The sequence below is a fragment of the Mycobacterium shigaense genome (assembly GCF_002356315.1).
Lineage (GTDB): Bacteria > Actinomycetota > Actinomycetes > Mycobacteriales > Mycobacteriaceae > Mycobacterium > Mycobacterium shigaense.
In genome coordinates this window covers 4,621,850-4,636,538 of record NZ_AP018164.1, presented here as the reverse complement: position 1 = coordinate 4,636,538, position 14,689 = coordinate 4,621,850, and the positions used below count along the sequence as shown (strand labels likewise).

Sequence of the window (14,689 nt, the reverse complement as noted above, 5' to 3'; positions counted from 1 at the left end):
GTCGCCGGCGCGTGTCATGACTGTTTGAACTCCTCGAGGGTGATAGTTACTCCCGTCGCGATGCCTTCGATGATGACGTCCGACCCGCGCGCGCCCACGGTGTGCGGCGCCAGCCCGAACGGCAGCCGCTGATTGGGCAGCCGGGCGCTGAACGCGTGCAGCACCGCGTCGCGCTTGTCATCCGGGACGGTTTGGTTGGCTGTGTCGGGCCCGGTGAGGACACCGGTCGGGGTGAACACCAGCGTCTCCGGGTCCTCTGGTGCGATGGAAAGGTCCACCGAGATGCTGACCCGGCGGTCGAAACCGGCCACGTGCGGCGTGCCGCTGAACACCAGGCCGTGGCTGTCGGAGATGCCCGACGCGGTCACGCCGCCGGTGGCGGTGTTCGTCTCCTTGGCCGGGGCCTCGACCATCAGGTCGGTGATCCCTATATACCGAGCCAGGTGCGTCGAGTCGATGATGATGCGGCTCTCCAGCTTGCCCACCGGCAGCCTGGCGTCGGGCCTGATCAGCCAGGATGCATACGTAAGGTCGACGGAGTACATCGTGGCTTCCAGGGTTGCCTTGCCCACCATCGTGTGGTCGACGGCGTTGGCCTTGATCTCTACCTGGTTGTAGTGGCCGCGCATCGCCTGCGGAAGGAAGGGGAAGGCAACGATGGCCACGAAGGGGTCCGACCCCAGATCCGCCACCTTGCGCACGGTGGACGACAGCCGGTATTCGGCGTAAATGCTGGCTCCGTAGTCGACGCCGACGGCGCCGATGACGATCACCGCGACGGTGGCAACCGCTGCGATCATGCTGATCAGCACTTTGCGCATCCGCATATTGTGGCCTGTCTGTCCACCCGCGTGGCCGGAGGCGGGCTGGCCACGCCGCAGACGCTGCGGGAGCGCTTCGTCACACTCCGCGCGGAAGCGGCTTATCGCCAGGCCAAACACCAGGTCGCACGTTATCGTTAGATGACCTGGCCACTAACGCCATATTTCCTGACGAAATGGGAGTGCCTGTCCCCACGAGTTGGAGGGGCTTGTTGGAGCTGTTACTGCTGACCTCGGAGCTGCATCCCGACCCGGTCCTGCCATCGTTGTCGCTGCTTCCGCACACCGTGCGTACGGCGCCGGCCGAGCCCGCCTCGTTGCTGGAGGCCGGAACCGCCGACGCAGTCCTGGTTGACGCGCGCACCGACCTGTCGTCGGCTCGCGGGTTGTGCCGCCTGCTGAGCACGGCGGGCCGGTCCGTCCCGGTCGTCGCGATCGTCAGCGAGGGCGGGCTGGTGGCGATCAGCGCCGACTGGGGATTGGACGAAATCCTGCTGCCCAGCACCGGGCCCGCGGAGATCGACGCCAGGATCCGGCTGGTCGTCGGCCGCCGCGGCGGCCTGGCCGACCAGGAGAGCGCGGGCAAGGTCAGCCTCGGCGAGCTGGTGATCGACGAGGGCACCTACACGGCGCGGCTGCGGGGTCGCCCGCTTGACCTCACCTACAAGGAATTCGAGCTGCTGAAGTATCTCGCCCAGCACGCCGGCCGGGTCTTCACCCGGGCCCAACTGCTGCACGAGGTGTGGGGGTATGACTTCTTCGGCGGAACGCGCACGGTCGATGTGCACGTACGGCGGCTGCGGGCGAAGCTCGGCCCGGAGTACGAAGCGTTGATCGGCACGGTGCGCAATGTCGGTTACAAAGCCGTCCGGCCTGCGCGCGGACGGGCACCGATCCCCGCGTCGGACAACGACGATGCCGAGTCCGACTCAGAGAGCCTGCAAGACCCCTTGGTCGACCCGTTGCACACTCAGTGACCTCGCCCGACTGGCGCGGCGCGCTGGGCGCCGACGAACAGCGGGCAGTGCGCGAACTCATTACGGCCGCAACCGAATTCGATGGGGTAGCACCCGTCGGCGAACAGGTGCTGCGAGAGCTCGGTCACGAACGCACCGATCATCTGCTGGTTACCTCCGCCGACAATGCCGTGCTCGGCTACCTCAATCTCACCCGGCCGCGTGACGAGGAGGCGGGGATGGCTGAGCTCGTGGTGCATCCGCATGCGCGACGGCGCGGGGTCGGGGCGGCGATGGCGCGCGCGGCGCTGGCCAGGACGTCCGGGCGCAACCGATTCTGGGCGCATGGCACCTTGCCGCCGGCTCAGGCGACGGCGTCCGCACTGGGCCTGGTCACGGTACGTGAGCTCGTCCAGATGCGACGGTCGCTGCGCGATGTGCCCGACGCCGGCAACCCCGGGCCCGGAGTGCTGATCCGGACCTACGCGGGCACCGACGACGACGCCGAACTGTTGCGGGTCAACAACGCCGCATTCGTCGGTCACCCCGAGCAGGGCGGGTGGACCGAGGCCGACCTGGCCGAGCGGCGCAGCGAACCGTGGTTCGACCCGGCGGGGCTGTTCCTGGCGTTCGGCGACGCGGCCAGCGACCAGCCCGGCAAACTGCTGGGCTTCCATTGGACCAAGGTGCACCTCGATCAGCCGGCTCTCGGCGAGGTCTACGTCGTCGGCGTCGATCCGTCGATGCAGGGCCGTGGCCTGGGCAAAGCGTTGACGGCCGTCGGTGTCGAATCGTTGGCCCGGCGGCTGGCCGACACGACAGCAGGCGGCGCCGAACCGAGGGTGCTGCTGTACGTGGAGTCGGACAACGTCGCCGCGGTCCGCACCTACCAGCGACTCGGCTTCGCGACCTACAGCGTCGACACCGCCTATGCTGCGGCCGCGCCCACCGGTTGAGGAGAAGACGCAGGCAGCAGTGCACGCGAGTCCCGATTATTCACCGCACATTCACCGGCTAGGCACTCTTGTCGGCCGCGATCAACGCATAGTTTCGCGGTGACTCGGCAACGCCGCACGGGCGATGGTCGGCGGCGGCCACAGTGGTCGAGGATTCGTCAGAAAGCGAGATAGGTGAAGCTCGGCAGGGTGGGCAGGACGCTCGCGGCGGGGGTGTCGGCGACGGTGCTCGTCAGCGGCGGGCTAACCGCCTGCGGTAGCGACGACAATCGGCACGGCGCCTCGGCGGCAATCATGTCGGGGGCGGCCGGCACGGTGGCCTGCACCGGCAAAAACCATTTGTCGTCGGAAGGGTCCACCGCCCAGCAGAACGCCATGGCCCTGTTCAGCCACGTGTGGGCCCAGTACTGCCCGGGGAAAGCGCTTTCGTACAACCCGACCGGGTCGGGCGCCGGCCGCGAGCAATTCATCGCCGGTCATGTCGACTTCGCCGGATCGGATTCGCCGCTGACCGCGGATCAGATCGGGCCGGCCGCCAGACGCTGCAATGGGCAGCCTGCCTGGGACCTGCCGCTGGTGTTCGGGTCGATCGCGTTGGTCTACAACCTGCCGGGTCTGCGGACGCTCACACTCAGCGGTAACGCCCTGGCCAAGATCTTCACCGGCCGGATCGCGTCGTGGAACGATCCGATTCTGGTGGCGCTCAACCCGGGCCTGGCCCTGCCCGACACCGCGGTCATGCCGATCTACCGGGTCGACTCGTCGGGCACCACCGACAACGTGCAGAAGTTCCTGACGGTCGCGGCGCCGGAGAGCTGGACCAAAGGCGTCGGGACCGAATTTCAGGGTGGCGTCGGCGAAGGCGCGGCGAAGTCGGCGGGCGTCGTCCAGGCCGTGCGGTCCGTTCGCGGCGCCATCGGCTATGTCGAGAAGGGCCTGGCCGACCAGGCGGGCATTCCGTACGCCCAGCTCGACACCGGCAACGGAGTGGTACCGCTGACCAACGAGACCGCCGCCAAGGCGGTCGACTTGGCCGCTTTCGTGGTCAGCGGCAACGACTTGGTGCTGGACATGAACTCGATGCACGCCGCACAGCAGCCCGGGATTTACCCGTTGATGCTGGCCACTTACGAGATCGTCTGCTCGAAGGGCTACGACCTGCAGACCGCCCAGGCCATCAAGTCGTTTCTGACGCTGGCCGCCAACAACGGGCAGAGCGGTCTCTCATCGGACGGCTACGTGCCATTGCCGGATAAGGTCAAAGGGCGACTGATCACCGCCATCAACGCGATGCAGTAGACCCTCGGGTTCCAGGAGCAATAGCAGAACCAGCCGTGACGGGATCACAGTGACAACGCCAAACCCAGCCCACTCAGGATCGGGCGCGGTCGTCTCCGCGCCATCCGCCGAGTCGGCGGTGACGCGCAGCACGTCATGGGACGATGCGGGGTCCCACTGGGGCGACGGGATCGTCCGCCGGATGGCCGAGGCCTCGGGTGCCCTGATCGTCGTGCTCGTCGTCGCGATCGGCGGATTCCTGCTGATTCGCGCGATTCCGGCGTTGCGGCACAACCGGGAGAACTTCTTCACCTACGGCGGTAAGTGGATCACCACCGACCCGTCGTCGATGCACTTCGGGATCTCCGACCTGTTGCAGGTGACGGTGTGCGTATCCCTGTTCGCCTTGATCCTGGCGATGCCCGTTGCGTTGGGCGTCGCCATCTTTCTCACCCAGTACGCGCCGCGCCGGCTCGCCGCGCCGTTGGCATACACCGTCGACCTGCTGGCCGCCGTGCCCTCGATCATCTACGGGATCTGGGGCCTGCATGTGCTGGCACCGCAATTGCGACCCGTGGCGGTCTGGCTGAACCACTGGATGGGCTGGTGCTTTCTGTTCGCCACCGGCAACGCGTCGGTGGCCGGCGGCGGCACAATCTTCACCGGCGGAGTCGTTTTGGCGGTGATGATCCTGCCGATCATCGCCGCGGTCGCCCGCGAAGTGTTCGTCAAGACCCCCCACGACGAGATCGAGGCCGCGCTCGCACTCGGCGCGACTCGCTGGGAGGTGGTCAAGACCACGGTGCTGCCGTTCGGGCGGTCGGGCTACTTCAGCGGTGCGGTGCTCGGTCTGGGACGTGCGCTGGGCGAGACAGTGGCCTTGCTGCTCATCCTTCGTGGCACCCAAACACCGTTCGGCTGGTCACTATTCGACGGTGGTTCGACCTTTGCGACCAAGATCGCCTCTGCTGCATGGGAATTCAACAACGAATACAAGGCCGGCGCGTACATAGCCGCGGGCCTGGTGCTCTTCGCCCTGACGTTTGCGGCCGACGCCGTGGCCCGGGCGGCCGTGGCCCGAACACCGCGAGGCGCTCGATGACCACTATCTTCGACCGGCCACTCAAGGCCAGGAAGCTGTCCACGCTCAGCCCGCGTCGACGCGTGGCGAATAATGTTGCGACGGTCCTTGTTTCGCTGTCGCTGCTGATCGCCTTGGCGCCGTTGCTCTGGGTGTTGTGCTCGGTCGCCGTCAGGGGCTTCCGGGCGATCGCGACCTCGGCGTGGTGGACGCATTCGCAAGCGGGGATGACGGCCTTCGTGAGCGGCGGTGGTGCCTACCACGCGATCCTCGGCACGCTGCTGCAGGGCGTGGTGTGCGCCGCGATCTCCGTGCCGATCGGCCTGCTGATCGCGGTGTACCTGGTCGAGTACGGCGGCGGAAGCCCGCTGGCCAGGCTGACGTCGTTCATGGTGGACATCCTCAGTGGTGTGCCTGCGATCGTGGCGGCGCTGTTCATCTACGCACTGTTCGTGGCGACCCTCGGCTTTCCCCGTTCGCAGCTTGCCGCGTCGCTGGCGCTGGTGTTGCTGATGCTGCCGGTCATCGTGCGGGCCACCGAAGAGATGTTGCGGATCGTTCCGGCGGATCTGCGCGAAGCCAGCTACGCCCTGGGCGTGCCGAAGTGGAAAACCATTGCCAGAGTGGTGATTCCGACCGGATTGTCGGGCATAGTCACGGGGATCCTGTTGGCGGTGGCCAGGGTGCTGGGCGAGACGGCGCCGCTGCTGATCCTGGTCGGCTATTCCCAGGCGATCAATCTGAATATTTTCCGCGGGTTCATGGGGACGCTGCCGGGAATGATGTACGACCAGACGTCGGCCGGTGCCGGCGTCAATCCGGTTCCCACCGAGCGATTATGGGGCGCAGCGCTCACACTGATAGCGATCATTGCCGTCATCAATATCGGGGCCAGGGTGGTCTCGATGTTTTTTGCCCCGAAGAGTCCATAGGCAAGGAATACCAGTGGCCAAGCGCTTAGACATGAAAGACGTCAACATCTACTACGGACCGTTTCACGCCGTCGCCGATGTGACTCTGTCGATTCTGCCCCGCAGCGTCACCGCGTTCATCGGCGCGTCCGGGTGCGGTAAGACGACGGTGTTGCGCACCTTGAACCGGATGCACGAGGTCATTGCGGGCGCCCGGGTCGATGGCACCGTGCTGCTCGACGACGAGAACATCTACGGTCCCGGCGTCGATCCCGTCGGCGTGCGTCGCGCCATCGGCATGGTGTTTCAGCGGCCGAACCCGTTCCCCGCCATGTCCATTCGCGATAACGTGGTGGCCGGCCTGAAGCTGCAGGGTGTGCGAAACCGCAAACTGCTCGACGATACCGTCGAATACTCACTGCGCGGGGCGAACCTGTGGGACGAGGTCAAGGACCGTCTGACCAAGCCCGGCGGTGGTTTGTCGGGCGGGCAGCAGCAGCGGTTGTGCATCGCGCGGGCGATCGCCGTGCAGCCCGACGTGTTGCTGATGGACGAGCCGTGCTCGGCGCTGGACCCGATTTCGACGATGGCGATCGAGGAACTGATCGGCGAGTTGAAGCAGGATTACACGATCGTCATCGTCACCCACAACATGCAGCAGGCCGCCCGGGTCAGCGATTACACCGCGTTCTTCAACCTGGAAGCGGCGGGCAAGCCCGGCCGGCTCGTCGAGATCGATGACACCGAGAAGATCTTCTCCAACCCCGCCGAGAAGGCCACCGAGGACTACATCTCGGGCCGCTTCGGCTAGTGGCCGACGTCGCTCAATAGGAGGGCTGTGATGCCTCGTCCTCGGGAAACCTGCCGGTCGCCTGGAAGATGACGCGCCGCGCCACTTCGACGGCGTGGTCGGCGAAGCGCTCGTAGAACCTCCCCAACAGCGTGACGTCGACCGCCGCCGCCACGCCATGCCGCCATTCCCGGTCCATCAGCACTGAGAACAGGTGCCGATGCAGGTCGTCCATGGCGTCGTCTTCTTCGCGGATCCGCGCGGCCTTCTCGGGGTCGCGGGACAGCAACACCTCTTGCGCGCTGTTGCCCAATTCGACTGCCACTCTACCCATCTCGGCGAAATATCCGTTGACTTCCTCGGGCAGCGCGTGCTGCGGGTGACGGCGCCGGGCGATCTTGGCGACATGCAGGGCCAGTGCACCCATCCGGTCGATGTCGGCGACCATCTGGATGGCGCTCACGATGGACCGCAGGTCACCGGCGACCGGCGCCTGCAAGGCCAGCAGTACGAACGCACTCTCCTCGGCGCGGGTGCTCAAGGCGGCGATCTCCGCGTGACCGGAGATCACCTGCTCGGCCAGCACAAGGTCGGCCTGCAGCAGTGCTTGGGTGGCGCGTTCCATCGCAACACCGGCTAACCCGCACATCTCGCCAAGCTTCTCGGACAGATCCGCGAGCTGCTCATGGTAGGCGGTCCGCATGCCGCCAGCCTACTTCTCGGTGCGGGAAAAGTGTGGCCGACTGGAATGAAACATGCTTATTCGCAGGTGGTATCGGCCGCGTTGGTCACCGTCAGGTCCTCGGGCAGTTTGGGCGACGCGTTGCCCGGGTTGCGGTCTATCTGGACGTTGACCGACGAGCCGGTGGGCGGGGGAGCGCTGACCGATTTGAAGTCGGGGCCCAGTACGACCTGGACGACTTGCCCGTAACCCGAGACGCGTTCGAGTTTCGGACTGGCGAACGTCGAGGCCACCGTCGCGGCCGCCTGCTCGTTGCCGGCTGAGAAGAGCACCGTGGTGGCATTCACCTGACTGGAGTAGTCATCCGGGGACATCACGTTGAAGCCGTTCTGCTTGAGCTGACCGGTCACCGTCGTGGCAAGACCGCTCTGGCTGGTCGCGTTGGAGACGCGCACGGTGATGTCCTCGGGTGACGCGGTGGTCACCTGCTGGTGCTGAGCCTCGGGAGCGGCGCTGGGCGGTGCTGACTTCTTGGTGGTGGGCGTGCCGGATCGGGGAGTGTCCAAGGCCTGCGCGTTGTGGTCGTTTTCCATCGGCAGCGGATCGTCGTTGATAATGGCGTCGAACAGGGCGCGCATGTCGGACGTCCGCGGCGGCTCGTCGCCGTTCTGGTCGGTCACGCCGGTCGGCACGGTCACAAAGGTGAAGTGCCCGGCCGCCGTGCCTTGCAGCGACCGGCCGAGCTCGACCAGATCCTTGGTCTTGACGTTGTCGACGTAGGTGTTGCCGGCGATGATGTTGACGACGTTGTTGAGCTTGCCGAGGTCGGTCAGGGTGTCATCGGAGATGAGCGAACGCAGCAGCGACGACAGGAACAACTGCTGGCGTTTGATGCGGCCGTAGTCACCGTTGTTCTCCGTGGACACCTGCCGGGCCCGGACGTAGTTCAGCGCCGTCGTTCCGTCGACGACCTGGCGACCCGAACGGGACAGGACCGTACCGAGCTCGTAGTCGTGCAGCGGCGTCCTGCTGCACACCTCGACGCCGCCGAGCGCGTCGACCACCTTCGCGAAGCCGGAGAAATCGACGGCGACGAAGCGGTTGATGCTCAATCCGGAGAGCTTCTGGATTTCCTTCACCAGGCATTTCGGACCGCCAAAGGCGTACGCCGAGTTCAATTTGGTCTCGGTGTAGACCATCTTGGAACCCCACGTCTTCGTCTTCTCGTCGTAGGGGGGTCCGTACTTCCCGGTGGTTGGGTTCCACGCTTCGCATTGCATGGGGGTGATCGCCAGGTCGCGCGGGAAGGACACGGCGACCACCCGTTTGCGGTTCGCCGGGATGTTCACCAGCATCACGGTGTCCGACCGCGCACCGTCGGCGTCGTCGGTATCGCCGGCACCCATGTTGGCGTTGTCCCCGGCGCGCGAGTCGACGCCGACGATCAAGAAGTCTTCGTCTCCGTACTGCCCGTTGGGGTCGCGGATGTCGCTCGAGTTTGGATCCAGCGCGCTGATGACGTTGAGCCGTGCGTTCTTTGACGAACTCCACTGCCAAGCGCCGCCGGTGAATACCAGGGCCAGCACCGCGGTTGCCGCTGCCAGCGAGCGACCGGCCAGCAGCACCGGCCGCCGGCAAGACCTGCGGTCCGTCGCCGCGTCCGGCAGGGGTTGCTTCATGCGGATTCGCCGCGACTTCTCAAGTCGCGAACCGGCTTTCGGGTCGGTGTCTTGATCCGGTTCGGGCTCGTCGACGCCCGGGTAGTTGGTGGTCTCCAGGACGGGCAGCTCCGAGAAGACTTCCAGCGAGTACGCGGGGGTCTCGATGACCTGGGCGTCTTGCAGTTCGAGGGGTGGGGGCGGGGCGGGCTCGGGGTCCCGATCCAGATGATGATGCGTGCGTTGCGCACCGGTTTGCGCGCCGACCTTGGCGATCAGATCGGCGACGCTGAGTCCGCCGCTGGCATGAGACCCCGCCCGTTCGGTGTCGCGTGCCGGATGCCCGACGGGCTCGGCGGCGGGCGGTTCCGGGTCTTCCGGGTACGTCTGGGCAGGCGGCTCCGGCTGCCACCGGTGCAGGTTGTCGTCGAAGGCTGGTTCAAACCGCTCCCACGGCGCCGCGCTCTGCGTCGACGCGGTCAGGGGGTCCGAAGCGGTGCGCGACGCGCGCTGACGGCCGGAAGTGGCGTCAGTGTCGCGCTCCCTCATGTCCTACGCCTCCGAAGCTCAATTGCGGACGTCGGTTGTCTCGGCATCGCGTCGCGGCGGCGCTGCCGCTAGCAGGTGGTGCGACCCGCGCTCCCTGGGTGTGCGCGTTGTCAGTAGCCCTCGTGCAGCGGGATAGACCGAACCGCCACCTGAGCGCAATCCAGCAAGGTCCACATCGTACTGACTAATCGGCGTGGACGCGATTTCGAAGTGGGGCTCAGCCGCCCGAGTGCATGACGTCGGCTCCGGCCGGAACCGTGCAGTCGTCGGGGTCGGTCAGCCAGCCGTCCGGGAGCGCCACCCGCGCGGGCGAACCCTGCCGGCCGCGCGGACCGGTCGCCGCGTCCGGGAACGGGATGCTGCCGTCCAGTTCGCGCAACAGGCAGTCGAGTTCGCCGAGCGTCTTGACCAGCGCCAGGGCCCGGCGCAGCTCCGAGCCGGCGGGAAAGCCGTGCAGGTACCACGCGACATGCTTACGAATATCGCGCATGCCTTTGTCCTCGCCGAAATGCGCGGCAAGCAGCTCGCCGTGCCGGCGGATGATGTCGGCGACCTCGCCGAGGTTCGGCGGGTCCGGCGGCGGGCTTCCGGTGAAGGCGGCCGACAGCTCGGCGAACAGCCACGGCCGGCCCAGGCAGCCCCGGCCAATGACGACGCCGTCGCAGCCGGTGGTGGCCATCATGGTCAGCGCGTCGTTGGCCTCATAGATGTCGCCGTTGCCGAGTACGGGAATGGTTCGCACCTGCTGTTTGAGCCGCGCGATCTGTTCCCAATCGGCGGTGCCGGAGTAGCGCTGGGCCGCGGTCCTGGCGTGCAGGGCGACCGCCGCCGCGCCTTCGGATTCGGCGATGCGGCCGGCGTCGAGGTGGGTGTGGTGGTCGTCGTCGATACCGACGCGGAATTTGACGGTCACCGGAATGTCGGTGCCGCCAGTGCCGCGCACGGCCGCGGCGACGATCTGGCCGAAAAGCCGCCGCTTGAACGGCAGCGCCGCGCCACCGCCGCGCTTGGTGACCTTGGGCACCGGGCAACCGAAGTTCATGTCGATGTGGTCGGCCAGGCCCTCGTCCGCGATCATCCTGGCGGCCGCGTACGTGGTGGCCGGGTCGATGGTGTAGAGCTGCAGCGAGCGCGGCGTCTCCTGCGGGGAGAACGTCGTCATGTGCATGGTGACGGGGTGGCGCTCGACGAGTGCGCGCGCCGTCACCATCTCGCAGACGTAGAGCCCGCTGACCGTGCCGACCTTCGACTGTTCCAGTTCGCGACACAGGGTCCGGAACGCGACGTTGGTCACGCCGGCCATCGGTGCCAGCACCACCGGGCTGGCGAGCGCGATGGGTCCGATGCGCACCGCCGGGTTACCGCCCGCTCATGGTCAGCGTGCCGGCGGTTCGGTGGAGTTCGACGGCGGTGACCTTCTTGCCGGTGCGGGCCTCGCGGTCGAGCTGGCGCTGCTTGGAGACCTCGAACTTGTCGCAGGCCTGCTCGAGTTCCTCGATCAGCAGCGCGAGGTCGTCGCGCATCGCGGCGGCCTCGCCGGTGAAGTCCTCGCGCTCAAAGATGCGCCATTTCTTCAGCACCGGCATGACCACGTCGTCGAGGTGGATGCGAGGGTCGTACACGCCGCCGACGGCGATGAAGACGGCCTTGCGCCGGAAGTCCGGCACTTGGTAACCGGGCATCTGGAAGTTGCGCAGCACCTTGTGCAGCGACCTCATCGCCTGGTCGGGTGAGATCTCGAACCCGGCCTCGCTCACGTCGCGGTAGAAGATCATGTGCAGGTTCTCGTCGGCCGAGATCTTGCCCAGCAACTGATCAGCGACGGCTTCGTTGCACGCCTTGCCCGTATTGCGGTGCGAGATCCGGGTCGCCAGCTCCTGGAACGTCACGTAGATGACGGAATCGAACAGGCTCTCGGCGAACAGGTCGGCCCGCACCTGGTGGTTCTGGCCCGGGCTGAAGCCGCGGTTGACCACCTCGATACGCAGCTTCTCCAGCTCGACCGGGTCGACCGCGCGGGTCACCACCAGGTAGTCGCGCAGCGCGATGCCGTGCCGGTTCTCCTCGGCGGTCCACCGGTTGACCCAGGTACCCCACGCGCCGTCCAGGCCGAAGTTCATCGCGATCTCGCGGTGATAGGAGGGCAGATTGTCCTCGGTCATCAGGTTCTGGACCATCGCCACCTGGGCGAGATCGGAGAGTTTGCTCTGCTCGGGATCCCAGTCCTGGCCGCCGAGCGCGTAGAAGTTCTTGCCGTCGGACCACGGAATGTAGTCGTGCGGGTTCCAGGGCTTGTGCATACTCAGGTGTCGGTTGAGGTACTTCTCCACCACCGGTTCAAGGTCGTGCAGCAGCTGTAGGTCGGTCAGCGTGCCGGACATGACAACCCCCAGTTATCTGTGTCTATTGGTAGCAGTCAATATATCTGTGTACCCCAGTAGCAGCAAGTTTCCACCCGGCACGGCGCGATAACTAATCGGACTCGGCCTCGGTGGCCGGCACATACGGCGCGGCCGTGGTGAACAGCATGTTGACGCAGTAATCGATGAACTGCGTGCGGGTCGCCCCGAGCTGCCGGTTCAGATACGCGGTGAACAAACTGGACAAGCCGCCGACCAGGCTGGTGGCGATCATCTTCTGCAGCACGGGATCGCCGATCCGGGACAGCTTGCGCTGCAGCAGGTCGATGAAGGTCGGCATCCACGCCGCGCCCGACTGCGTCAGGACCGGCTCGACCGCCGGCGCGAGCAGCAGCACGCGGCCGCGCACGGGGTCGTCGACCATCAGCTCGACGAACTGCTCGACGGCTTCGCGGGGGGTGTCGGCCGACGTCAGCGTTTCCATCGCGCGCGTGCAGACGTGGTCGTAGACCGCGCGCACGAATTCGTCACGATCGGAGAAGCTCTCGTAGAAGTAGCGTTCGGTCAGCGCGGCCTTGCGGCAGACGGCACGGACGGTCAACGCGGGCCCCTTCTCGGCGCCCAGCAGCTGTACACCCGCGGCGATCAGATTGTCGCGGCGCAGGGCGTAGCGACTCTCCAGCGGGACACCGGACCAACGGCCCCGTCGTTGACCGGACGGCACATCGCTCCTAAGCTTGGAAATGACAACGCACGTAGTCAGAATCAGCGTATCGACCGGGGGGTACGACCGTGACCCAACATACGTCCGCAGTCTGCCCGCTGACCAGCGCCGGAGCCAGTAGCGACGCAGCTACCACCGCGCAGGCGGCGGGTGCGGCCGGGGCCGAGGAACTCGCCAGCGGTTGTCCGGTGTCGCCGCTGGGCTACGACGCCCCGCCGAAACCGCTCGGGCCGGAGTCGCTGACGTGGCGTTACTTCGGGGACTGGCGCGGCATGTTGCAGGGCCCGTGGGCGGGCTCCATGCAGAACATGCACCCGCAACTGGGTGCCGCCGTCGCCGACCACTCGACCTTCTTCCGGGAGCGCTGGCCGCGCCTGCTGCGCTCGTTGTATCCGATCGGCGGTGTCGTGTTCGACGGGGACCGCGCCCCCACCACCGGCGCTGAGGTGCGTGACTATCACGTGGACATCAAGGGGGTAGACGAACAAGGCCGCCGCTACCACGCACTGAACCCCGACGTCTTCTATTGGGCGCACGCCACCTTTTTTGTCGGCACCATTATCGTCGCGGAACGCTTTTGCGGCGGCCTGACCGAGGCGCAGAAGCGCCAGCTGTTCGACGAGCACATCGATTGGTATCGCATGTACGGCATGAGCATGCGGCCGGTGCCGGCCTCCTGGGAGGACTTTCAGGTCTACTGGGACCAAATGTGCCGCAACGTATTAGAAGACAATTGGGCCGCACGCGCTGTCCTCGATCTGACCGAACTGCCCAAACCGCCCTACGCGCGGTGGCTGCCGGATTGGATGTGGGCGGCGCAGCGCAGGCTGCTGGCCCCCTTCTTCGTCTGGTTCACCGTCGGTCTCTACGACCAGCCGGTGCGTGACCTGATGGGCTACCAGTGGTCGCGGCGCGACGAATGGCTGCACCGTCGGTTCGGCGACGCCGTACGACTCGTATTCGCTTGTGTGCCAACCCGATTCCGCAAGCATCCGCGGGCGAGGGCCGGCCTGGACCGCGTCGCCGGACGCATCCCGGCCGATGCGCCGCTGGTGCACACCCCCGCGCGGAACCTGCCGCCCCTCGACGAGCGCGACAACCCGATGCACTACTGCCCCGAGGTCTGATCGCGCGGTGGCCGCCGCGAAGGCGGGTTTGCTAACTGTGGGAGTGATCGTGCGCTTCCTCGAGGCCGGATTCGTGCACGTGCTGATGGACGTGCTCGGTTCCGTCTTGGTGGGTGTGGGCGTGCTCGTGCGTGAGGTGGTCGTGATCGTGCCTAGTGTGAGCGTGAGCGTGCGCGACCTCGCCATGCTGGTGTTCGTGCGCGTGTGGCCCAGCGTGAGTGTGTGGCTCTGTCATGATCAACTCCAATCCGAATACATTGTCAGCGTAGTTATTTCACGTGTGACTCGGCCTGCTCGTCCGCCGGGCCGAGGATGATGCGGCGACTGCCTTCAAACCACCCTCGTCGCGGTGATGCCCGGGCACCCCCGGGCCAGCGTGCTCGGCATTGAAGACAGCGTCGATGACGAGCTGGCGGACGTGGTCGTTCTCCAGGCTGTAGAAGATGGTGGTTCCGTCCCGGCGGGTGCGTACCAGGCGCGCCATCCGCAGCTTCGCCAGATGTTGGGAAACCGACGGTGCTGGCTTGCCCACGTGCTCTGCAAGTTCGTTGACCGACATCTCGCGGCGTGCCAGCGACCACAACACCTGCACGCGGGTGGCGTCTGCCAGCATCCGGAAGACTTCAACAACCAGACTGACCTGGTCGTCGGGCAGTCGGCCATCGGCATTATCTGCGTGCATACGCAGATAATAGTCCAAACGTCACCCGGCCGGAATCGCCGTCGACTTGCGCTCCGCGCCATTGCGCTCGTTCCAAGCCGGTAGACCTCCGACGCGGCGTCTTCGGGCTGAAAG

General features: G+C 66.4%; 15 protein-coding genes. 8 read left to right on the top strand and 7 right to left on the bottom strand.

Features of this window, described 5'->3' with window-relative positions; all coding sequences use genetic code 11:
• Nucleotides 1-14: 14 nt before the first annotated feature.
• Entirely contained in the window at nt 15-827 is an 813-nt protein-coding gene (gene lmeA, locus MSG_RS21705) for a mannan chain length control protein LmeA (RefSeq protein ID WP_096442899.1), read from the bottom strand.
• A gap of 203 nt (nt 828-1,030) precedes the next feature.
• On the opposite strand from lmeA, the gene MSG_RS21700 reads away from it, so the two are divergent.
• The 6 genes from MSG_RS21700 to pstB all read left to right on the top strand — a co-directional run bounded on the left by MSG_RS21700 (nt 1,031) and on the right by pstB (nt 6,814).
• Nucleotides 1,031-1,798 (top strand): winged helix-turn-helix transcriptional regulator, encoded by a 768-nt coding sequence (locus MSG_RS21700; protein ID WP_096442897.1) that lies wholly within the window; start codon nt 1,031-1,033, stop codon nt 1,796-1,798.
• Entirely contained in the window at nt 1,795-2,733 is a 939-nt protein-coding gene (gene mshD / locus MSG_RS21695; RefSeq protein ID WP_096442895.1) for a mycothiol synthase, read from the top strand. Before MSG_RS21700 ends, mshD begins: the two co-directional genes overlap by 4 nt.
• A gap of 174 nt (nt 2,734-2,907) precedes the next feature.
• A complete protein-coding gene (pstS, locus tag MSG_RS21690; RefSeq protein ID WP_096442893.1) occupies nt 2,908-4,032 on the top strand; it encodes a phosphate ABC transporter substrate-binding protein PstS in 1,125 nt (374 codons plus the stop codon).
• A 49-nt stretch (nt 4,033-4,081) separates the two neighbouring features.
• Nucleotides 4,082-5,113 (top strand): phosphate ABC transporter permease subunit PstC, encoded by a 1,032-nt coding sequence (gene pstC, locus MSG_RS21685; protein WP_373421186.1) that lies wholly within the window; start codon nt 4,082-4,084, stop codon nt 5,111-5,113.
• The gene (pstA, locus tag MSG_RS21680; protein WP_096442889.1) at nt 5,110-6,024 is read left to right on the top strand and encodes a phosphate ABC transporter permease PstA; all 915 of its coding nucleotides are present in this window, start codon (nt 5,110-5,112) and stop codon (nt 6,022-6,024) included. Before pstC ends, pstA begins: the two co-directional genes overlap by 4 nt.
• A gap of 13 nt (nt 6,025-6,037) precedes the next feature.
• Nucleotides 6,038-6,814, top strand: coding sequence for a phosphate ABC transporter ATP-binding protein PstB (pstB, locus tag MSG_RS21675; RefSeq protein ID WP_096442887.1), 777 nt, complete (start codon nt 6,038-6,040; stop codon nt 6,812-6,814).
• A gap of 13 nt (nt 6,815-6,827) precedes the next feature.
• Here the strand turns inward: pstB and phoU are convergent, their stop codons facing one another.
• The 5 genes from phoU to MSG_RS21650 all read right to left on the bottom strand — a co-directional run bounded on the left by phoU (nt 6,828) and on the right by MSG_RS21650 (nt 12,766).
• Nucleotides 6,828-7,496: a phosphate signaling complex protein PhoU gene (gene phoU / locus MSG_RS21670; RefSeq protein ID WP_096442885.1), complete on the bottom strand. Its 669-nt coding sequence runs from the start codon at nt 7,494-7,496 to the stop codon at nt 6,828-6,830.
• A 56-nt stretch (nt 7,497-7,552) separates the two neighbouring features.
• A complete protein-coding gene (locus MSG_RS21665) occupies nt 7,553-9,682 on the bottom strand; it encodes an LCP family protein (protein ID WP_096442883.1) in 2,130 nt (709 codons plus the stop codon).
• A 217-nt stretch (nt 9,683-9,899) separates the two neighbouring features.
• Nucleotides 9,900-11,033, bottom strand: a complete 1,134-nt coding sequence (dusB, locus tag MSG_RS21660) for a tRNA dihydrouridine synthase DusB (RefSeq protein WP_096442881.1) — start codon at nt 11,031-11,033, stop codon at nt 9,900-9,902.
• Nucleotides 11,034-11,040: 7 nt separating this feature from the next.
• Nucleotides 11,041-12,063: an acyl-ACP desaturase gene (locus tag MSG_RS21655; RefSeq protein WP_096442879.1), complete on the bottom strand. Its 1,023-nt coding sequence runs from the start codon at nt 12,061-12,063 to the stop codon at nt 11,041-11,043.
• 91 nt (nt 12,064-12,154) lie between these two features.
• Nucleotides 12,155-12,766, bottom strand: coding sequence for a TetR/AcrR family transcriptional regulator (locus MSG_RS21650; RefSeq protein WP_096442877.1), 612 nt, complete (start codon nt 12,764-12,766; stop codon nt 12,155-12,157).
• Between the two features lie 68 nt (nt 12,767-12,834).
• On the opposite strand from MSG_RS21650, the gene MSG_RS21645 reads away from it, so the two are divergent.
• Nucleotides 12,835-13,893, top strand: coding sequence for an oxygenase MpaB family protein (locus MSG_RS21645; protein ID WP_096442875.1), 1,059 nt, complete (start codon nt 12,835-12,837; stop codon nt 13,891-13,893).
• 7 nt (nt 13,894-13,900) lie between these two features.
• Nucleotides 13,901-14,209 (top strand): hypothetical protein, encoded by a 309-nt coding sequence (locus tag MSG_RS26265; RefSeq protein ID WP_181159213.1) that lies wholly within the window; start codon nt 13,901-13,903, stop codon nt 14,207-14,209.
• Here MSG_RS26265 and MSG_RS21635 read toward each other — a convergent pair.
• Nucleotides 14,168-14,575, bottom strand: coding sequence for an ArsR/SmtB family transcription factor (locus tag MSG_RS21635; RefSeq protein ID WP_096444718.1), 408 nt, complete (start codon nt 14,573-14,575; stop codon nt 14,168-14,170). The genes MSG_RS26265 and MSG_RS21635 overlap by 42 nt on opposite strands.
• Nucleotides 14,576-14,689: the final 114 nt, after the last annotated feature.